This window comes from candidate division WOR-3 bacterium, from assembly GCA_039801085.1.
In the GTDB taxonomy this organism is placed as follows: Bacteria; Hydrothermota; Tepidihabitantia; order Tepidihabitantales; family Tepidihabitantaceae; genus JAOABP01.
Window position 1 is genome coordinate 39,021 of the sequence record JBDRTY010000005.1, and the last position, 20,571, is coordinate 59,591.

At 54.8% G+C, this 20,571-nt stretch carries 15 protein-coding genes; 6 read left to right on the forward strand and 9 right to left on the reverse strand.

Annotation, left to right across the window (positions count from 1 at the left end; genetic code table 11):
- Nucleotides 1-182: 182 nt before the first annotated feature.
- From ABIK48_08120 to ABIK48_08140, 5 genes are all read left to right on the forward strand, one after another.
- On the forward strand, nucleotides 183-815 hold the full coding sequence (locus ABIK48_08120; GenBank protein MEO0022122.1) for a ThaI family type II restriction endonuclease: 633 nt from the start codon (nucleotides 183-185) through the stop codon (nucleotides 813-815).
- Entirely contained in the window at nucleotides 816-1,727 is a 912-nt protein-coding gene (locus tag ABIK48_08125; protein MEO0022123.1) for a site-specific DNA-methyltransferase, read from the forward strand.
- A gap of 237 nt (nucleotides 1,728-1,964) precedes the next feature.
- A complete protein-coding gene (locus ABIK48_08130) occupies nucleotides 1,965-3,497 on the forward strand; it encodes an SBBP repeat-containing protein (GenBank protein ID MEO0022124.1) in 1,533 nt (510 codons plus the stop codon).
- Nucleotides 3,498-3,543: 46 nt separating this feature from the next.
- Complete coding sequence (ndk, locus tag ABIK48_08135; protein ID MEO0022125.1) at nucleotides 3,544-3,957, forward strand: nucleoside-diphosphate kinase; 414 nt, start codon at nucleotides 3,544-3,546, stop codon at nucleotides 3,955-3,957.
- A 10-nt stretch (nucleotides 3,958-3,967) separates the two neighbouring features.
- Nucleotides 3,968-7,468 carry a C25 family cysteine peptidase gene (locus tag ABIK48_08140; protein ID MEO0022126.1) on the forward strand — a complete coding sequence of 1,167 codons (3,501 nt, stop codon included), beginning with the start codon at nucleotides 3,968-3,970 and terminating at the stop codon, nucleotides 7,466-7,468.
- A 61-nt stretch (nucleotides 7,469-7,529) separates the two neighbouring features.
- Here the strand turns inward: ABIK48_08140 and ABIK48_08145 are convergent, their stop codons facing one another.
- The 9 genes from ABIK48_08145 to ABIK48_08185 form a co-directional block, all read right to left on the reverse strand.
- Nucleotides 7,530-9,254 (reverse strand): VCBS repeat-containing protein, encoded by a 1,725-nt coding sequence (locus ABIK48_08145; GenBank protein MEO0022127.1) that lies wholly within the window; start codon nucleotides 9,252-9,254, stop codon nucleotides 7,530-7,532.
- 9 nt (nucleotides 9,255-9,263) lie between these two features.
- Nucleotides 9,264-9,593 (reverse strand): hydrogenase maturation nickel metallochaperone HypA, encoded by a 330-nt coding sequence (locus ABIK48_08150; GenBank protein MEO0022128.1) that lies wholly within the window; start codon nucleotides 9,591-9,593, stop codon nucleotides 9,264-9,266.
- Between the two features lie 5 nt (nucleotides 9,594-9,598).
- Nucleotides 9,599-12,478, reverse strand: coding sequence for a DUF2723 domain-containing protein (locus tag ABIK48_08155; GenBank protein ID MEO0022129.1), 2,880 nt, complete (start codon nucleotides 12,476-12,478; stop codon nucleotides 9,599-9,601).
- A gap of 21 nt (nucleotides 12,479-12,499) precedes the next feature.
- A complete protein-coding gene (gene cdaA, locus ABIK48_08160; protein ID MEO0022130.1) occupies nucleotides 12,500-13,246 on the reverse strand; it encodes a diadenylate cyclase CdaA in 747 nt (248 codons plus the stop codon).
- Nucleotides 13,243-14,442, reverse strand: a complete 1,200-nt coding sequence (gene folP, locus ABIK48_08165) for a dihydropteroate synthase (protein MEO0022131.1) — start codon at nucleotides 14,440-14,442, stop codon at nucleotides 13,243-13,245. Before folP ends, cdaA begins: the two co-directional genes overlap by 4 nt.
- A 4-nt stretch (nucleotides 14,443-14,446) precedes the next feature.
- On the reverse strand, nucleotides 14,447-15,643 hold the full coding sequence (gene rocD / locus ABIK48_08170; GenBank protein MEO0022132.1) for an ornithine--oxo-acid transaminase: 1,197 nt from the start codon (nucleotides 15,641-15,643) through the stop codon (nucleotides 14,447-14,449).
- Nucleotides 15,644-15,735: 92 nt separating this feature from the next.
- On the reverse strand, nucleotides 15,736-18,006 hold the full coding sequence (locus tag ABIK48_08175) for a S8 family serine peptidase (protein MEO0022133.1): 2,271 nt from the start codon (nucleotides 18,004-18,006) through the stop codon (nucleotides 15,736-15,738).
- On the reverse strand, nucleotides 18,003-19,076 hold the full coding sequence (locus tag ABIK48_08180) for an alanine--glyoxylate aminotransferase family protein (protein MEO0022134.1): 1,074 nt from the start codon (nucleotides 19,074-19,076) through the stop codon (nucleotides 18,003-18,005). The genes ABIK48_08175 and ABIK48_08180 overlap by 4 nt, the downstream gene beginning before the upstream one ends.
- A complete protein-coding gene (locus tag ABIK48_08185) occupies nucleotides 19,073-19,498 on the reverse strand; it encodes a secondary thiamine-phosphate synthase enzyme YjbQ (protein MEO0022135.1) in 426 nt (141 codons plus the stop codon). The genes ABIK48_08180 and ABIK48_08185 overlap by 4 nt, the downstream gene beginning before the upstream one ends.
- 91 nt (nucleotides 19,499-19,589) lie before the next feature.
- On the opposite strand from ABIK48_08185, the gene thiL reads away from it, so the two are divergent.
- Nucleotides 19,590-20,555, forward strand: coding sequence for a thiamine-phosphate kinase (gene thiL / locus ABIK48_08190; protein ID MEO0022136.1), 966 nt, complete (start codon nucleotides 19,590-19,592; stop codon nucleotides 20,553-20,555).
- Nucleotides 20,556-20,571: the final 16 nt, after the last annotated feature.

The window sequence follows — 20,571 nt, forward strand, 5'->3', positions numbered from 1 at the left end:
CCCCCCGTGCAGACTTTTTCCGCTGTTAATTTACTAACCCATTGAAATTTTGTAATTTTGTAAGTTGATAACATAAATTTTCCTCTTAAAAAGATGTTAAATAAAAGGCTATTATGACTCAAATAAATTCTCCGGGCAAGCAAATGCTTGAACAAGCTGAGATTATTTATATTATAAGATAAATGCCCAGTCGCGTTGTGGAAATTTTCGATGACCAAGGCCTTGTTGAAAAAATAAAGAGGCGTCTGCCTTACTTGTTTCAGCTTGCAGAAATTGAAAGTTCACGGGCGGGCAAAGTAGGTATGGAGGTTGGTTCAATCCGTGAGAGAATAATAGTTGCTTTGCTAATTTACAAGTTTGGCGAGGCAAATGTTGAGACGGAAATTCCCATAACCGAGCCAGAGGTAGATGTAAAATTGTATGGAGAGCCGATTTCAATTAAGACTGTTACCGGCACAGGACTAGGAGGTGTAAAGTTGATCTGGACGGTTGATGCGCAGAAGGCAAACGAATTTCGGGATCAGTATTATCCCAGTTGTGATATGCTACTGATACAAATAAACTGGAATAATAATGGTGGATTTTATTACATTCCGCTAGAGGTTCAGAAAAGAATTTTTGAGCAATTGGGCCGGTATAATTACATTAAACTTCCTAAACCGGGGACGAATCCAAGAGGGGTCGAAATTACAAAAGATGCATTATCGAAACTTGCATACGACAGTATGTCAAAAAGAATCGAGATAACTTGGCAAAGGGGATCCATCGAATTTAATTCCTACAAAAGGTGGGTTGATCTCTGGCAGGAGGAATGAATGGTTAAAAGTCAAGTCAAAAATGGAACAAGAACAAGCGCGTTTGGTTCCCCGGGAAGGATTAATCACGATTCAACTCCATTTTATACTAGCAGACTTTACAAGGGATTACCTAAAGAGAAGATTAAAAAATATAAAGAGAATCCAATTCCGGATCAGTATCTGAATAAAATTTTATGCAAAACAAGCGAAAATATGGAAGAGTTGCCCAACTGCTCGATACATCTGATGGTGACATCACCCCCTTATAATGTAGGGAAGCAGTATGATGAAGACCTGACACTTGATGAATATCGGGAATTTCTGAAGAGAGTATGGATGGAAGTTAAAAGAGTTCTTGTCCCCGGAGGTAGAGCCTGCATAAATATTGCCAATCTGGGAAGAAAGCCCTATATTCCTCTTCATACTTTTATTATTGAGGATATGCTCGATTTAGGATTTTTAATGCGAGGCGAAGTCATCTGGAATAAAGCTTCAAGCAGTAGTCCATCAACAGCTTGGGGCTCTTGGCTTTCAGCTAAAAATCCAACTTTAAGGGATATTCATGAGTATATTCTGATATTTTCCAAGGATATGTTTTCAAGAGAAAACATTGGCAGAAAAAGCACTATTTCAAAAGAGGAGTTTCTGGAATTTACCAAAAGCGTTTGGACATTTCCTGCTGAACCGGCATCAAAAGTTGGCCATCCGGCACCATTCCCGGTAGAATTGCCCTACAGGTTGATTCAGCTTTATACATTTCAGGGCGAAGTTGTGCTCGACCCCTTCATGGGAAGCGGACAGACAGCAATTGCAGCGATCAAGACTGGGCGCTGTTATTTGGGTTACGAGATAAATCAAAAGTATGTGACGCTGGCAGAAAAGCGAATAAAGGATTTTCTCTCAAGTTTTAATCTCCCCAGATTGCTTTGAGCTAAAAAAGGTAAATTGCGGCCAGCGGCAGTTTTGGATGTTATTAGTCAATGTGCAATAATTAGCGCACCGTACTGTACAATTGCCTCCACCCGACCGCAGGTTATATTTACGGAGCAGACACTGCTCGTGATTAAGCCTGAGACGGTGGCAAGGTAGTAAAGGTAAGATTCTTTGCCGGCAGCAGGATTTTAATTATAATGCCGGTGGAGAGTTTATAAACAAAGGAGGCAGGATGTGCGCCGGATTTCAATGGTAGTTCTGACCGCATTTTTTGCCGGCTGGGCGCAGAACTGGGTTGCCCGTTATAATGGACCGGCAAATGATGATGATATCGTTGCCGGCATGGTTTGTGATGAACAGGGCAATGTTTATGTTGCCGGAACGAGCCGGGGTGGGACAATGGGGAGCGATATTGTAATCATTAAATACAGTCCTGCCGGTGAATCGCTCTGGGCGGTAAGGGTGGACGGTGGTGTCCATGGTGACGATGAGGCAAAGGCAGTTGCTTATCGGAACGGCCGGGTGGTGGTTACCGGCAGCACCGCTGAACGCGATTCCCAGTGTACCGACATCATCACGCTGGTCTATAACACTGACGGCTCCCAGCGGCTGCTGGCGACCTTCGGTACCACCAACAGCGACGACGCCGGGCTGGCAGTTGCCATTGACAACAGCAGAAATGTCTATGTTGCCGGGTTTTCAACCGGTGCTACCACCGGCCGTGATATGAGACTGCTGAAATATAATGCCGACGGTTCGCTGGCGTGGATCAGCAGCTACATAACCGCCGAAGATGATTATCCGGTTCAGGTGGCAAGCCCGGTTTATCCGGATGTTTTTATTGCGGGCAACTCCGGCAACTCTGAGGATTATGTTACGCTCCGGGTGAACGGTTTTAACGGCGATACCGTCTGGACCAGAAGGTATGACGGCCCGGCGGGAGGCAGGGATGAAGCCCGCGGGCTGGTGGTTGATCCGGACCGGAATGTTTATGTGACAGGGGTCAGTCATGGCCTTAACACCAATGCCGACTTCACGACGATCAAGTACAGCGCAAACGGCGGGCTGGTCTGGGTGCGACGCTATAACGGAACCTCAGACGGGGTGGACCGGGCAAACAGTATTACCCTTGACAGCAGCGGTTATATCTATGTAACCGGTTGCAGCCAGAGTCCGGACGGTGATTTTGATTTCGCAACCGTCAAATATGACACCAGCGGTGTTGAGCGATGGGTGAGGCACTATGATGATCCGGCAGGAGGAGATGATGAAGCCCGGATGGTCACCGCCGGTCAGGCCGGTTTTATATATGTTACCGGTTATAGTGCCGGCACGGCCACGGGCAGTGATTATCTGACCATAGGATACAGTGAGGATGGGAGCGAGTGTGGATGCTACCGGTATGACGGTCCGGCAGGCGGTGTTGACGAGGCGGCTGCAGTGCTATGTGCTGGCAGCAGGGTTTATGTGACCGGCACAAGCGAGGGGGCGGGTACTGGCTCGGACTTTGCCACACTGGGTTATGAGCCCGCAGGCGTTATCGAGCCGTTACTCACCGTAGGTGCGATTTCCCGATCCCGGTTGACAGTGATCAGAAACGGTTTTTACCGGGCAGATGCCGAAGGGGCGCTGATGGATGCGACTGGAAGACAGGTGATGAGGGTCATTCCCGGAATAAACCTTCTCGGAGAAGTTCATGCCGGTCTGTATTTTGTGTGCGCCGGGACCGGCAACCGGAAGCTGACCAGCGTGGTAGTGATAAAATAGCGGACCTTAATTGACTTCTGCCCACCGCAATTTAAAATTATGCTTTGTGGAGCAGACGCTGCTCGTGATCAAGCCGGATGCGGTGGCAAGGGGGGTGATCGGTGAGATCATCACCACGATTGAGCGTGCCGGACTGAAGATCGCCGGTCTGGTGATGCGCCGGCTCTCCCGTGCCGAGGCAGAGGAGTTCTATGCAATTCACCGGGGTAAGGATTTTTTTACCGGGCTGGTGGAGTTCATCATTTCCGGTCCGGTGGTTGCCCTGCTGGTTGAGGGTGAGAACGCCCGGCAGCGGGTAAGGGAGCTTGCCGGTGCGACCGATCCGGCAAAGGCAAAACCCGGGACGATCAGACAGCGGTTCGGGACTTCGGTCCGGACCAATGCGGTCCATGCTGCCAATCCGGCTGAGGATGTGGAGCGGGAGATCAGATTTTTCTTTGGTAATTTAACTCAACCGTAAGGAGTTCAGAATGAAAAGGTATGCGGTGCTGCTCGTGCCGGTCCTGCTTTTTGCCGGCATGATTACGAAAACACTGGAGTTCAGCCCAACTGAGCTGAGCATTACCAGTGTCAACGGCTATGATGTGGTTCAGCTGAAAAATGCCGGTTCGGTTACCGAGCCGGGCAAGCCGGCGCTGCCGGTGGTGCCGGTGAATGTTGCTGTGCCGGCAAATGCAACGGTGACCGGGATTGAGGTTATTCCGCTGGCGACTGAGGAGCTTGCCGGCAGTTACCGGGTTCATCCGGCACAGGAGCCGGTGGTGCTTTCGGCAAAGAGCCAGCCCGGATTTGTTCCCCCGGACCCGCAGATTTATACCCGGAGTGAGCCGTTTCCGGGCAGGTTTTATGACTGGAACGGCTATACCGGCACGATGATGGGCTGGCGGGTGTGCGGTTTTGGAGTCTATCCACTCCAGTATGAGCCGGCGAGCGGGAGGCTGACTCTTTACCGGCGGCTGCAGGTGAGGGTCAGCTATCAGGAGGGGGCGGTCAGTCCGGTGCGGCTTTCCGAGCGCCAGCTGGTGGCGTTTGCGCCGGCGGTGCGCAGTGTTGTGGTCAATCCGGAGGATGTAGGCGGATTCGCACCCGAGGTCCGGCAGACGGATCAGATGGACTGCGATTATGCGATTATCACCAATGCGACACTGGCTGGCAGTTTTCAGAGTCTGGTTGACTGGCGGACGAAGAAGGGACTCTACACCCGCATCTTCCGCACCGACTCGATCAGTGCCCGCTATCCTGGTCGGGACCTGCAGGAGAAGATCCGGAATTTCATCATTGACTACTGGACCAATCACGGGCTGATCTATGTTCTGCTGGCGGGTGACAACTCACTGGTACCGGCACGCCGGGCAAGGTGTGTGGTCGGAACTACTACCGATGACATTCCGGCCGATCTCTATTATGCGGACCTGCAGTGGTCCTGGGACGGTAACCGGAATAACATCTTCGGCGAGATGAGCGGTGATACGGTGGATCTGTTCTACGACCTGTTTCTGGGCCGGGCATCGGTGGACAATGCGACCCAGGTGAGCACCTTTATCAGCAAGACGCTGTTTTATGAAAAGACGCCGACGACCGACTATTTGCAGCGGATGCTTCTTCCCTATGTGATGCTCTGGTCCTCATCCGGCTATTCGGGCCGGGTGGTCTCAGAGACGATTGCTGCCAAGACCCCATCCGGCTGGACCGATGCCTATATTGCCAACCCGACTACCACCACACCGATGCGGGATTCAATCAACCGGGGATATCATTTCTGTCATGCTGCTGCCCACGGCGATGATTACGGGTTTTACACCGAGAGCGGAACCCCGATTTACACGACCAGCACCGCAAGCGGTCAGACCAACTCGACCCGGCCGGTGATTCTGAACTCGATCGCCTGCATCTCGGGCAATTTTGAGGCTGAGGACTGTCTGGCTGAGGCGCTGATGAACAATGCTAATGGCGGGGCGGTTGCCACGATCATGAACTCCCGTTACGGCTGGGGAACACCACCGACCATGGGTCCGAGTGAGAAGCTGGACTGCATGTTTTATGACTATTACTTCATCGGCGATACGGTGGAGATCGGCAGAAATCACTGTTCAAGCAAGAATGTCTACGGTTACATTGCCCAGAGTCAGGCGGTGTGGCGCTGGTGCTATTATGAGCTGAATCTGTTCGGGGATCCGGCACTGCCGCTGTGGAATGGTGCACCGGGCACGATGAGCGCCCAGAACCGGGATACGATCACGACCGGTGCCCAGAGTTTTCAGGTGACGGTGACGAGCAGCGGTTCACCGGTGGTCGGCGCGCTGGTCTGCTGCTACAAGCCGGGAGAGGTGCATGAGGTCGGGTATACGAACGGCAGCGGGGTTGCGACGGTGACCATCAATCCGTTGACCACAGGGACGCTGTACCTCACGGTCAGCCGCAAGCAGTATCTGCCGGTGGAGAAGATGGTGGTGGTGGTGCCGGGCACACCTCAGCCGTATATCACCATTATCCGGACCTTTGTTGATGACGGGGGCAACAACCAGCTCGATCCGGGCGAGACCGCGGATCTCTATGTGACGGTGAAAAATATCGGCAGTGCCGGGGCAACAAATGTGACGGGCAGACTGCGCACCGCTTCGGGTTATATCACGATGAGCGATTCCACCGCCAGCTACGGGACGCTGAATGCCAATGACACCGCCCGGGGCGACCGATACCGATTGACCGCCAGCGCCTCAACACCGCCGGGCAGCCAGATCAGTTTCACGCTGAATATTATCAGCAACGAAGGCAGCTGGAATCCGACTTTCAGCCTGACGGTCGGCACACCCCAGCAGCCGGGACAGCTCTGGGTCAATCATGATACCGGCAACTGCAAGCTGAGCGTCACCGCGCTCGGTTCAATTGGGTTCACCGAACCGCCGAGTCTGGATCTTGGTGCCGGGTTCTCCTACCCGAAGACGAGCGCGAGTCATCTTTACTATTCAAGTCTGCTGGTGGGTAACAGCGAAAGTTATGTCGTGGACCGGTTCTACGGCCGGCCCGCCTCGAGCATCAATACCGATTTCCAGCTGGTGGACAGTGTGCGGATGATCTTCCCGCCGCAGTCCGGGGATGAGCAGTTCCGGGCGGTCCTGAGTGACGCCGCGCATTCAACCCCCAAAAACCTGCGCATAACTCAGAACAGCTATATGTCGGCACAGCCCGGCTATGATGATTTTGTCGTGCTGGTATATGATATTCAGAATCAGGGCTCAAGTGCGGTGAACGGTCTCTATGCCGGCATCTTTGCCGACTTTGATGTCGGAGCAGATCCGACCCAGAATACGGTGACAAGCAGTGAGGCCAAGCGGTTCAGCTACATGCGGTCCGCATCCAGCGCCAACCCCTGTGTCGGGGTGAAGATCCTTGAGCCGCAGTCTTTTGCCAACCTGTGTGCGATTGACCATGCGCGCTATGTTTATCCCGATTCGGCGATGACCGAGGGGATGAAGTTCCGGATTCTCAATGGCACGGTCAGTCAGCGCAACTCCAACCGCAGCTATGACTGGTCGGTCGGGGTTTCGGTCGGGCCTTTCAATCTCAACCCGGGTGCGAGCCAGCGGGTGGCGTTTGCCTTTGTCGGTGGCACCTCGGCAGCCGATTTTGAAGCCAATGCGGACAGCGCCCAGTCCTGGTATGACAACTATCTCGGGATTCAGGCGGAGGAAGGAGGACAGCGGAGTCCGGAATTTGCCGGTATCAGAATTGTTCCCAATCCGCTTTCCAGCCTGGTCTGCCTGAGTTACAACCTGAATCAGGCAGGACGGGTGCAGGTTGCACTCTATGACATCACCGGCCGGCAGGTTGCCGGTCTTCTTGACCGGCACCTGGAACCGGGCAGACTGGAGCTGCGCTGGGATGCGAGCCGGCTCGCCTGCGGAGTGTATCTGGTGAAGATTACTACACCCGGTGGCATAGATTCCCAGAAACTGGTGATCAGACGCTGAGCCCGGACAGTAAATCAAAAGGGGGTGTCGGCCGACACCCCCTTATTTTTTCTTTCCGGAATTACCTGGTAATCAGCAGTTTCTGGCAGATTTGACCGGTTCCTGTCTGAACAAAGTAGATGCCGGGTGCGAGGCAGGTGGGGAGCACAAATCCATCGGTTTTGGCGGTGAGACCGGAAATGCGGGCACCGGTGCGGTCATAAAGCCGGACCGGCAGCGATCTCAGCGGTGCCGGCTGGAACCGGATGTGATCACCCGGACGGGCAACTCCCGGCACCAGCCGGAAATATCCCGGCAGATTATGGTGGTATTCACTGATGCCGGTGACGGGATGCCGGTAAAGACCGGTGCGCTGCATGTCAAACTGGTAGGTGGGCCACTGCCACCGGTCCCGGAACCAGGGGACATCGGTTTCCCAGATGGTGACGCTCATCGTATTGGCGTTATCATAGGAGACAGCAACGATGTCCATGGTGTCATCGCCGTCAACATCCGCGACGGTGGCACCATTGAGATAGGTCCAGCCCCTTGGCCGCAGGGGCCAGCCGGACACCGGTGTACCGTCATGATGGACCGCATAGAGGTAGCCGAGGGTGTCGGTGTTGGAGAGCAGATTGCTCGTAAAAATTATTTCCATGTCGCCGTCTCCGTCAAGGTCGGCAACGGTGATGTTGCCCTCTGCCGCATCGCCGTTGGGCTGATAAACCGGGAAACCGGGCAGGATTGAGCCGTCAGCACTCAGGGCATAGAGCACCGAGGCACCGCCACCGACCACACCGGACAGACCGCACAGCACCTTGAGCTCACCGTTGAGATAAAGATCAGCAACCGTGGGCGGACAGTAGGTCCAGCGCGGGAAGGGGCAGGGCCAGCCGTCCATAATCGTGCCGTTGTGGCGGAAGACATAGACACCCTGGGTTCCCTGATGCATGGCGACGATGATTTCCAGCGTGTCGTCACCATCAAGATCGGCAAGCGCGGGTGACTGGTAGGAGAACTTGGCGCCGTTGGGACTTGTGACAGGCCAGCCGGGCAGAATGGTACCGTCAGGATGGAGGACATAGAGTGAGTTATAGGAGGCGTAGACGATTTCCGCCTGACCGTCAAGGTTGATATCGCCAACCGCAGCGCCGAGTGCAGGTACATGATCAAGCGAGCAGGGCCAGGCACCGGGCTGACGGGTTCCGTTGTAACGCAGGACATGGAGATGACCGATCGGCCAGTCCCGTTCGCCGACGATGATCTCGAGTGAATCATCGCCGTCAATGTCCGCCAGTGTGGGTGAATCGGCAAAGTTGCCATTGACCAGACCGGTGAAGGGAAATCCGGGCTTGACATTGCCGTTGCGGTCATAGACATAGACCGCACCACCGCTGGTCATTCCCCGGGTACAGATGGCAATCTCAATCTGGCCGTCCCGGTCGATGTCGGCTGCTGCCGCCGCATATTGGCCCATATAGGAAAAACTTTTCGGCCAGCCGGGATAATAGTTTCCATCGTAGCGCCAGACATGCAGCTGTCCGGCAGTTGAGGGCATGATCACCTCAAGCCGGCCGTCAGCGTCAAGATCAGCCAGCGTGGCGCCCCGTGCCGGTCCGAACTGCGGATTGTAGGTTACCTTTTTCGGCCAGCCGGGCATGATTTGGAGCTCGTCGGTTGCCGGCAGACCTGCTGGCAGGTCTGCCGGAGTGATGGTGAGCATACCCGGCACCCTGGTTTGGGTCCCGGTGAACTCAACCTTCAATCCCGGTTGCAGGACAATCAGGAGTACAAGCATTGCGTTCATAAAGCCTCCTTACTCAATTTCAATGCTTTCAACTGTCAGTTCATCACCGCCGGTGATTTCAGCACCGGCATTGCAGGTGCACATTTCTTCAACTGATCCGAACTCCTGTCCGCATTTCGGGCAGCGCAGGCGGAGCGGAGCCGGTCTGAATTCCAGCTCGGCACTTTCCAGTAGCGGATGATCCTTGAGCTGGTCAAAGTAAAACCGGACACATTCGGGGACAACTGAGGAATGTTCCCCAATCAGCAGGGTGATCCGCCGGATTCTGCGGGCACCGTTCTTTTCCGCTTCCCGGATTACCTGACTGATCAGGCTGCTGGTAATGGCAAACTCATGCATCCAGTTTAAGGCAGCGAGTGCAGCAGCCGGGCGGCATTGGAGTCGGCAGGATGACGCCGGAGCCAGTCGGCAAGCAGCGTGCGGGCGCGGTTATAATCGTGCAGGTCGTCAACATAGAGCCGGTAGAGGACATTGACGAGCTGCCATTCATCCGGGTACATCGCCAGCGCCTGCTGGAACATCTTCTCTGCCTCCGGATAGTTGCCCATGCCCTGAGCGATCAGACCGCGCTGGAGTATCAGTTCGAGCCGGAGTCTGGGGTCGTCACCGGCATAGGCGAGTGCCGAATCGACCGCCATCAGTGCCGCGGAGTAGTTACTGCTCAGTGCTGAAAAGCGGGAGTAGTGATAGAAGAGGAGCATCTTCTGCGGTGCTTCCAGTTCGAAACGGAGTGCCGGTTGCAGTGTTGAGCAGGCAGCGGCATAGTTGCCGGCGCGGGCGTATTCCATTGCCAGAAGGAGGTAGGAATGGGCATAGGTGATGAGCAGGCCGCGGGTATTTTCATCCTTCTCCACGCGCGGGTCGAGCATCGATTTCATCTTGAACTGCTCAAACAGGAGCCGGCGGGTGCGGGCGGTGTCAATCTGTCCTTCACCCGGAATCTTTTCCCGTTCGCCGACAACCCGCTGGACCAGACCCTCCAGCCGGAGATAAGGCTGGACATCCTGCATATTGTCGGGGGAGACGGTGGTGGCGAAATAGACCGGGCTGCGGGGCTGATAACCGGGACCGAATACCTTCGCCATGAACTCCTGCGGTGTGGACTCATAATCCTGAGGCCAGATGAGCCTCACTCCGCCGGCGGTGGCAACGATGTTGCGGATCATGATATCCTTGAGCAGGACCACCCGGTTGTTTTTGGTCACAAATCCCTGGGGCAGGCGCTCGATTTCTTCCTCGCTGAAGGAAATCGGTGCCCCCCAGCGCTTGAGCTGTTTGCAGTACCAGACGGTGTTGAGCAGTGACAGGTTGGCGACTGCCACATTTTTGCCGAAGTTCAGATCGTTGTCCGCCACGATTGAGGGCACGGTCTGCATGAACCAGAGCGGAAAGGTGTCGTTGTCACCGTTGGTGAAGACAACCGCCTTGTCCCCCTCACAGCAGACGAGCATGTTATAGCCGTATTCAGCGGGAATCCAGTTGTGGCGCCGGGTGACGGTCTTGTAATTGAGCAGCATCGGGGCAAATCCGAAGGCAAGGAAGAGTCCGGCAACAACGGGCATCGGGGCAAATTTTTTATCCTTCAGTTCCGCATCAAGCCATTTGAGCAGGGCATAGGCGCCATTACCGATGAAGATGGTATAGAAGACAAATGAGAAGGCAAAGAAGTAGTCACGCTCGCGCACCTCCCGGAACTTGAGCTCGGGTCTGGGGTCGGAGGGGGAAAATTTCAGGTTGAGATAGGTGAGCAGTCCGAGCGAGGCGACGATGAAGGCAACAAAGATCAGGGCGAATGATTTCTTGTCCCGCTTGAACTGATGGACCATACCCCAGATGCCGAGCAGCGGAGGAATCAGTCCCAGTATTCCCTGCCAGCCCAGCCGGAGAAAGATGCGGGGAATGTTGGTAAAGAGGACATCCAGAAAGCGCTCGTTGCCCCACTGCCAGAGGAAGTAGCGGGTGTAAAAGGCGATCTGCTCAATATAGGCGCGGAAGACATCAAAGACCGGATTGCGGTTAGCCCGCCATTCATCTTCGGTCAGAAACTGGGTCTTGCGCGGGAACAGGCGCATCGGGTCATACTGCTCCCGCTTGAGCACGCTGACGAAGTCGCGCCAGCGTGCCGGTTCCACTTCGTTGATCGCCGGATAGTGGCGGGCACGGATGAGCATGATGAACTGGACTGTGCCGGCAAGCAGAACCAGTCCGAGGAGCAGACCAACATAGCCGGCACGCAGTTTCTTCCGGGTGTGGAGCCAGTAGAGGTAACCGCCGTAGCCGAGGATGAAGAGAATCACCAGCGCCGGCGAGCGGAACCAGCGCTCAATGAAGGCAACGGTCGGGGAGGCGAGGAAGAGGACGATGTCATCCATGAGTTTCTGTCCGGCGCCGATGTAGGCGACGAGGAAGACGCCAGCCAGAATCCCCAGCCCGTAGAGCAGAGTAAGATTTCTCTCCGAGCGCTCCATGATCCGGATGGCATAATAAGTGCCGGCAAGGATCAGGGGCACAACGATGAAGGTGCCGGCAGAGAGCCCCATTTCATTCACGGTCAGGATCAGCAGATAGCCGACCATGAATTCAATGAAACGCAGATGAATCACCGCCTGCCGGTCAACGAGCAGGGCGAAGATGAGCACCGCAAAGACCACGAGCATCGGAGTGAAGTGGATGCCGGTGGCGACAAAGAGCAGAAAGATGGCGGCGAGAATCTGACGGTTGTCACCGGTCCCTCTTTCCCGGCCTTCTCGCCAGACAAGCGCCAGATAGAGCACAGTCAGGGCGATGACCACACAGGGACCGTAGACTTCAGCCTCGACACAGTTATCCCAGTAGGAATAGGCAAACCCGCACATCAGGGCACCGAAGGCACCGGCAATGTGCGGTAGCCACGGGCGCCGGTTCTTTTCTGTGGCAGCGTTGATAGCAAGAATCTTGATGACGATGAGATAGAGCAGTCCGCAAGAGAAGGCACCGAACAGGGCAGGGATGAGATTTACCCGGAAGGCGATTTCCCGACCGATTGGCAGCATGGTGAAGATTCTGCCCAGCATGACAAACAGCGGTGTGCCGGGGGGATGAGGAATACCGGCAATGTAGGAGACGGCGATCAGTTCGGCACAGTCCCAGAAGGATGCGGTGGGCGCAACACTGTAGAGATAGACGCCCAGAACCACCAGAAATATCAGGAGAAAGATAACCAGGCGCCAGCGTGATTCATTCATCTTCTAAGCTCCTTTGGTTCATTATACCTTCAAAATTGTCTGCATTAAATTATACTTCAATTGCGATGGTGTCAAATTGATTAACAGTCGACCCCGGCGGGCAAAGCTGATGTTGCCGGTGGTCTCCGAGACGACAATGGCGACCGCATCGGTCAGGGTAGTGATACCGGCAGCAGCACGGTGGCGCATTCCCAGCCCGGGTTCGGTTTCGCCCAGCGGCAGGGTGCAGCCGGCAGCGATGATCTGGTTGCCGGAGATGATGACCGCACCGTCGTGGAGTGGGGAGGGCGGGGTGAAGATCGAGACCAGCAGTGGTGCGGAGATCCGGGCTTCGAGCCGGCTGCCGGTTTCGGTGTATTCGCGCAGTCCGATCTCCTGTTCCACGACAATCAGGGCACCGATTTTCCGCTCCTTTAACTGGGCGGCAGCGGCTACCAGTTCCTCAACCAGAGTTGAATCAGCGGTCGGGCGGAAGAGGAAACGGATCGGGCGGGCACGGCCGAATCGGGAGAGGAGGTTACGGATTTCCGGCTGGAAGAGAATGACAAACGCCACCAGCCAGACAGTAGTCAGAGAGCTGATGATGAGCCCGAGTGCCTTGAAGTCAAGCCAGCGGGCGACGGTACCGACAAGTACAAGGAAGAGCAGGGCATAGAGCATGCGGATTGCCCGGGTGCCGCGGATAAAGCGCAGGAAGTAGTAGGTGGCGACCGTAACCAGCAGAATGTCGATAATGTCAACCGGCCGGATGCGGATAAAGGAAATCATGCCCGGCTTCTATCCAACTGAATCGCCGTCAGTATCTGCAGCGCCCGCCGGACCGGTAGAACATCATGAACCCGAACGATGCTGGCGCCGTTGAGTGCTCCGACAATGCAGCTGGTGATGGTGCCTTCGAGCCGTTCTTCCGGAGGGAGATTGAGGACATGGCCGATGAATGATTTCCGCGATGGCCCGATTACAATCGGCCGGTTCAGGGTACGCAGTTCAGCAAGGCGGCGGAGGATTTCCAGATTGTGTTCCGGTTTTTTACCAAAGCCGATACCCGGGTCAACGAGCAGGTTTTCAAAGCCGACGCCGGCTTCAAGCGCCTGATGAATTGACTTCCGGAGTTCGCCGGTAATTTCCGCCATCAGGTCCTTATACACCGGATTGCGCTGCATGGTGCGCGGGGTGCCGCGAATGTGCATCAGAATTAAGCCGGCGCTGTATCGGGCGCAGATCCGGGCAAGTGCGGGGTCAAACTTCAGTCCGGAGATGTCGTTAATGAGTGCGGCACCTTCGGCAAGTACGGTTTCAGCAACCCGGGAGCTGGTTGTATCAATCGAGATTGGCACCCGTGTCTTTTTTACCAGCGGTTTTAGTACGGGCAGGATCCGTTTCAGCTGTTCTTCCGGAGACACCGGTTCTGCACCAGGGCGGGTGGATTCGGCACCGATATCCAGAATGTCCGCACCATCTTCCACCAGCTGATTTGCCCGTTCCAGTGCCGCATGCGGATTGAGATACCGGCCACCGTCGTAGAAGGAATCGGGGGTTATGTTGATAATGCCCATGATCAGGGTGCGGTTGAGATTCATGGTGTTGCGGCCGAGTTTAACCCGGTACTGCGGCTCGCGGGCAGCAGCAAGCAGGGTCTGGATCTCGGTGATGAGCCGGGCAGCACATTCCGGCTGTTTCTTCAGCCGGAGGCAGATCTGTTCATACTGGCGCAGGGTGGCAAAGAGGATCGCATCGGTTTTCTTCACCCTTCCGGAGATGGCATCCCGATGCAGGGCGCAGTCCGCGCCGCAGACAAGAGCGGTCTGTTTGAGGATGTTGCCGGCTGCTACCGAGATACCGGTAATTTTGAGCGGAATGACCTCGGCTTTCTGGGCGAAGATCGCCCAGGCGCGCTGGTCAACACCCACCCGGGCGAGTTCGGAATTGAGATCGGCAGGATGGTGCAATGCAAGCAGACGCATAAAGTTATGCAAGTATCTGAGCAATCCGTTCCAGCGCCCAGTCGATTTCGTCCCGGGTGATTACGAGCGGTGGTGCAAACCGGATTACCTGCTTGTGGGTGTCCTTGGCAAGGATGCCGAGCTGGAGCAGTTTTTCACAGTATTCCCGGGCAGTACCAGCTTCGGGTTTAAGTTCAACACCGGTGAACAGACCGCGTCCCCGGATCTCTTTTATTTTTTGGGAGTTTAGGGCTGCCAGCCGGTTCTGAAAATAGGTGCCCAGTTCAGCTGAGCGTTCAGGCAGTCTTTCCTCTATGATTACGCTGACGGCGGTTCTTGCGACCGCGCAGGCGAGGGGGTTGCCGCCGAAGGTTGAGCCATGATTACCAGGTACAAATACGCTCATGATTTCGCGGGACGAAAGAACCGCGGAGATTGGCATGCAACCTCCTCCCAGCGCCTTGCCTAAAATCAGGACATCCGGTCGGGCATCTTCGTACTGGTAGCAGAAGAGGCGTCCGGTTCTGCCCAGGCCGGTCTGGATTTCATCAAGGATGAAGAGGATGTTGTGTTGATGACAGATGGCACGGGCACGCTGCAGATAGCCGTGACGGGGGACGATAATTCCGGCTTCGCCCTGAATCGGTTCCACCAGGAAGGCGACGGTGTTTTTGTCAATTGCCTGCTCGAGTGCGTCAGGGTTGTCATAGGGTATGATTTTGAAGCCCGGGGTAAACGGACCGAATCCATCCCGGTAGAGCGATTCGGTGGAGAAACTGATGATTGTTGTTGTTCGACCGTGAAAATTGTTGGCGCAGACAATGATTTCGGCCTGATCGGGCGCTACCCCCTTTTTCGTGTAGCCCCAGCGCCGGGCACACTTGATTGCGGTTTCAACCGCTTCCGCTCCCGAGTTCATCAAAAGCACCTGTTCCTGCCCCGTGATCTCACAAAGCAGCTGGCAGAGCGGACCGAGCTGATCATTGTAAAACGCCCTTGAGGTCAGGGTCAGCCGGTTTGCCTGTTCAATCAGGGTCTGAATAATGCGCGGGTGACGATGTCCCTGGTTGAGTGCCGAATAGGCGGAAAGCATATCGAGGTAACGTTTGCCTTCAACATCTTCCACCCAGGCCCCTTCACCTTTGCAGAGCACAACCGGCAGCGGGTGATAATTGTGTGCCGAGTATTTTTCTTCAAGTTGAATGTAATCAGCGGTATTCAATTCGAACTCCTTTCCTGTTTTTTAAAACTTATTTTAAGCGGGCAGGGCTCAGAAGTCAAAGATAATAGTTCTGCCGGAGTGTTTGCTGAATGTTATTTCAGGAGAATGATTTTACCGTTCTGGACCGAGTTCGAAGTTACTGTCTGGAGGAAGTAAATGCCAGCTGGTGTGTTGGGAACTTTCCAATAGCGGGGACAGGGTTGATTATTTAAGACATCAGCAACGAGGACACCGGTGATCGACCAGAGCCGGAGCCGGGCACCGGGCGGAATTAACATTTGAGCCTGAGCGAGCCGGCAGATGTGAGTTGGCAGACGGATCAGATTCGTTACTTCCCCGATTCCCGGGGTTTCCTGCATTCCAGCGCGGACCACGAGCGCATAGGGCTGACGAGCAGTATAGACATTGCGTGCATAAACCCGGATTTTCCATGTGCCGGTCATAGGCCGGGCGAGTTGAATCAGTTCCTCAACATTACGCTCATCCCAAAGCACGGGATTGGGAATCGACTGGTTTAATGCGAGCTGATTGCCACGGTAGCGGTTGTGGTCTGGACTTTCCAGTTCGAGATTCAGGTCATTGACAATGGCGATTTCGGCGTTGGGCATGGCCGCCGTGTCGGTCCAGGTCAAAACTACACGCAGTGGTTCCCGGCGGTTAATGGTAATCTCATATTCATCATATTCTCCGGTTGCCAGCCCCAAGGTTTCGTCCACAAACACCAGAGTGAGTGAGTCGTCCGGAAAGTGCATAATCCGGGAGAGGTTCAGTCTGCCCCAGCCGGTGCGGATGTCAGGGATGGTTTCCCGGCCAACAGTTGTGTCGGCGGCAGTAATGGCAAATGCCCGCATCAGCGCCGAGCTGGGTTCGCAAATGGAGTGCTCTGGGTCTGGCTGGCCGGTCGGGTGCCACCCTTCTTTCAGGTACTGACGGAGCAGAGTAAGCGCGCCGCTGACTGAGGGTGCAGCAAAGCTGGTTCCTTCCCGGACCCGGTAGGCATTGATCCCGCCGCCATAAACGGTCCAGATGCTCTCTGCCGGTGCCACAAGATTGGGCTTGAGACGGTTGTCACGGGTTGGACCGGCAGAGGAGAGGGAGTAAATCAAATTCGCCCTGGTACCATTACCACAGCCGCCGACGGTGAGTGCATTTTTTGCACAGGCGGGGTGACCGAGTTTGTAACGGGTGCCACCGCCGTTGCCTGCTGCCCAGATTACCAGAAATTTCTTGTCCTGCCAGCAGACCGCATCCACCGAGGCATCTGCCAGCCGGTATTCGGAAAGGTAATCCATGGTGCCGAAGGAACCGGATACCTGACGGACCGGTTCTGAAATGCCGAGGCCGAGCCGGACCGAGTCGAGCATTTCGGTGAGGTCATCAGAATAGATATACTGACCGCTGGCGGTGCCGATGTCCAAGAAATAGATCCGGGCATCAGGTGCCATGCCCTCAAGATTGCTTTCGTTACCGTTGATTGAATCCTCTCCGGCGAGGGTGCCCGCAACTGCTGAGCCGTGATAGTTGGCACCAGCAGCGTCACCGAATGCAGCATTGTAGTAAAGTTTATAGGCGGTAATCTTGCGGTGATCAGGATAGATGCCCGGTTGAGTCAGGGGAAAATAGGGGTCAAAGAACATGTCGTGTTCGGTGTTGATTCCGGAGTCAAACAGCCCAATGAGCATGTTCTGTCCCCGGATGCCCCAACGCCAGATGCGCCGGCTTCCAGCCGGGTCCGGTATGACGCTGTCCCAGCCAAACTGGAGGACCCACTGCACGTTGCGATTGAATGGTACTGGATTTTCACGGGCTTGAATCCAAAAGATCCCATCCCGGGCAGCGAGGCTTTCGAGACGACGACTGCGATCATCCAGGTTGAGAGCCGAAAGGTCAAGTGTCTCAGTTCTTGCCGGTTCCCAGCAGGCGCAGGTCAGCTTGGTGACGCGGGCACCCAGTTTTCGGAGTTCCGGGGCAAATTTGTATTCCGGAAGAAATGGCCCGTGCCAGTCAATCGGCAGAGTCTGGCAGAGCAGCTCAATTGAATCAGAGGTGCAACCGGCAGGTGACCGCACCACCAGTGTCTGATAGGCGAGATAGGCGACCGGAACAAGTCCGCGGTTCTTCAGTGTGGTAAGCCAGTGGCTGTAAATTGGAGCAGTGAAGTGCAGGAGCCAGTAGCGGGAGGAGATTTCAGCTGGCGTAGTGGCGGTGCGGGTATCAATTATTTTGCCGCTTGCCAGCCGGAGATAGCGGGCGTCGGTATAGGGCTCGGGCTGGAACCGGGCACGCACCTGGGTCCGGTTCAGGACCGGTTGAGCGAGACTGGTGGCAACCAGTACCAGCCCGAGCCCGATCCAGCGGTTCACAGTTTCAGAATGTCAACGATCGCCTGTGTAACTTCCTGAATATCGTTTAATGTCAGATCTCCCATATGGGCAATCCGGAAGGTTTTTTCCTTAAGGTCACCGTAGCCGTTTGAGATCTGCATGCCCCGCTCGCCGAGAGCGGTGTTCAGATCCTTGACGCTGATACCCCGGGTATTAGTAACGGTTGTGAGGGTGACCGATTCGTAGCCCGGCTCCGGGAATACCGCAAAGTATTTTTTCGCCCATTCCCGGGTGAATTTTGCCATTTCCAGATGGCGCTGATACCGCTTTTCCATGCCTTCAGCAAGGATGTAGTCCAGTTCCTTGTCCAGTGCCCAGAAAAGGGAGATTGCGGGTGTGGTGGGTGTCTGGTGGTCCTTTTCATAGCGCTTGAGCATCGCCTCGTAGTCGAAGTAGTAGCCACGATCGGGAATTGTCCGGCATTTTTCCATTGCCCGTGGGGAAACGATTGCCACCGCCAGACCCGGTGGGAGTGCTACGCACTTCTGGCTTGATGCAACCACCACATCCAGACCAAGCCGGTCGATGTCAAACCAGTCGCCCATCAGACTTGAGACCGCATCGACTAAAATCAGGACATCGGGATATTTTTCCCGGATCATGGTGGCGAGCTCCTCGATCGGTGCCCGCACACCGGTTGAGGTCTCGTTCTGGGTGATGGTTACCGCTTCATACCCCCCCTTAGCCAGTTCGGCATCAACCAGTTCCGGCCGGACCGCCTTACCCCACTCCACCCGCACCGCGCCCGGTTCTTTGCCGCACGCCTGGGAGATTTTGAACCAGCGGTCGGAAAAGGCGCCATTAATGGTATGTAGTACCTTTTTACGGACAACATTGCGGATAGCGCCTTCCATCAGTCCGGTTCCGGAGGCAGTCCACCAGAATACATAGTTATTGGTTTTGAGGATCTGGCGGGTCTTTTCTATGCACCGGTGGTTGAGGTCACCAAACTCCTTGGATCGGTGGCCGATCATCCACTGTGCCTGAGCCTTAAGTATTTCTTCCCGCACCTCAGTTGGTCCGGGGACAAAAAGTTTTTTATGTGTCATTTTTCCTCCTGTGATTTTGATTTATTTCTATCGCCGATAATCTTTACTCGACATTCCCTGGTTCTGGGTCCGTCAAATTCACAGAAAAATATCCCCTGCCACCGCCCCAGTGCCAGCCGGTGGTCTTCAATCGGGATCACCAGAGAGGTGCCGATGAGCACCGATTTAATATGGGCGTCGGCATTACCTTCAGTGTGGCGGTAGGACAGATCCGACGGGATGAGCCGGTTGAGCAGCGCAGTGATATCTTCAGCCACATCCGGGTCATAACTTTCGTTGATCGTAATGCCCGCAGTCGTATGCGGTACATATAGGATACAGATACCGGAGCGGATACGGCTCTTTTCTACAAGCCGGCTAATCTGCGCTGTGATATCAATCAGTTCAGTGAGCTTTTGGGTATTAATCGTCAGCGATTCCATCCTGCTGAATATGATAACGGCAACTGCACTCGTGTCAATGCTGAAGCGTTTTTCTTCTTGCCCATTAAGCCGGTCTTTGATATCATAGGTAGTGCGAATTAACCAGTTAGGAGAACAAGGACTGATCAGAATAATTCAGCGGCAGGTCCACAGCCGGGGTAATCTTCAGCTGGGGATTGGTGATGACGCTCTGATTCTGAAGGATGGCAGTACGGTTCTGACTACAGACACCTACGCCGAAGGGGTGCATTTTGATTTAAGTTATATGAGTTATTATGATGTGGGCACAAGATGTGCATGTGCTGCGCTTTCTGATGTAGTGGCGATGGGCGGTGAGCCCAAGGTGCTGCTGGTGGGGCTGGCGGTACCGCAGGAAACAGATTTGCGTGCGATAAGGCAGTTGTACCAGGGGCTGGAGCGGATATGCAAAGAGATGGGGTGTGAGATCGGTGGCGGGGACATCATCGCTTTAGACCGGCTGGTGATCGCACTAACCGCATTGGGCAGAGCAGCGGTACCTGTGCTCCGTTCCGGGGCGCAACCCGGTGATTACCTTTATCTGACCGGTTATACCGGGCTTGCCGAGACCGGCAGACTGATACTTGCCGGAAGAGCAAGATTACCGGCATATACTGCAGGAATACGGTTGGCGGTTCAACGTCATCTTTGTCCCGTACCCAGACTGCAGGTGATGCGCGCTCTGAGGTTGAGGATGTCGGCATTAATTGATACCTCAGATGGTCTGGGGACCGACGCCCGGCAGCTGAGTACTCAGAGCAGGGTTAAAATTGTGATCGAGCCGGATTGGTTGCCGATTCATCCGGTGACGCTTCAATTGTGTCAAGAACAGAGGAGGAGCCCTTTAGAGTTCGCCCTGAGCGCAGGCGAGGATTATGAACTGTTGTTTACCTGCAGAAGTAGCCCGCCGTCAATTGTTAAGGGTGTAAAGATCACAAGGATTGGCAGGGTGGAAAAGGGCAGAGGTTTTTATATTAAAAAAGGAGAAAACAAAATAGTTCCACTGAAAATTACCGGTTACGACCACCTTGTCGTTTAAAATCTAACCAATGTTG

What these genes read in the sequence shown, in the direction of transcription:
- ABIK48_08120 (MEO0022122.1), top strand. Translation starts at nt 183, where the DNA reads ATGCCCAGTCGCGTTGTGGAAATTTTCGATGACCAAGGCCTTGTTGAA.
- ABIK48_08125 (MEO0022123.1), top strand. Translation starts at nt 816, where the DNA reads ATGGTTAAAAGTCAAGTCAAAAATGGAACAAGAACAAGCGCGTTTGGT.
- ABIK48_08140 (MEO0022126.1), top strand. Translation starts at nt 3,968, where the DNA reads ATGAAAAGGTATGCGGTGCTGCTCGTGCCGGTCCTGCTTTTTGCCGGC.
- ABIK48_08145 (MEO0022127.1), bottom strand. Translation starts at nt 9,254, where the DNA reads ATGAACGCAATGCTTGTACTCCTGATTGTCCTGCAACCGGGATTGAAG.
- ABIK48_08150 (MEO0022128.1), bottom strand. Translation starts at nt 9,593, where the DNA reads ATGCATGAGTTTGCCATTACCAGCAGCCTGATCAGTCAGGTAATCCGG.
- ABIK48_08155 (MEO0022129.1), bottom strand. Translation starts at nt 12,478, where the DNA reads ATGAATGAATCACGCTGGCGCCTGGTTATCTTTCTCCTGATATTTCTG.
- cdaA (MEO0022130.1), bottom strand. Translation starts at nt 13,246, where the DNA reads ATGATTTCCTTTATCCGCATCCGGCCGGTTGACATTATCGACATTCTG.
- folP (MEO0022131.1), bottom strand. Translation starts at nt 14,442, where the DNA reads ATGCGTCTGCTTGCATTGCACCATCCTGCCGATCTCAATTCCGAACTC.
- ABIK48_08180 (MEO0022134.1), bottom strand. Translation starts at nt 19,076, where the DNA reads ATGACACATAAAAAACTTTTTGTCCCCGGACCAACTGAGGTGCGGGAA.
- ABIK48_08185 (MEO0022135.1), bottom strand. Translation starts at nt 19,498, where the DNA reads ATGGAATCGCTGACGATTAATACCCAAAAGCTCACTGAACTGATTGAT.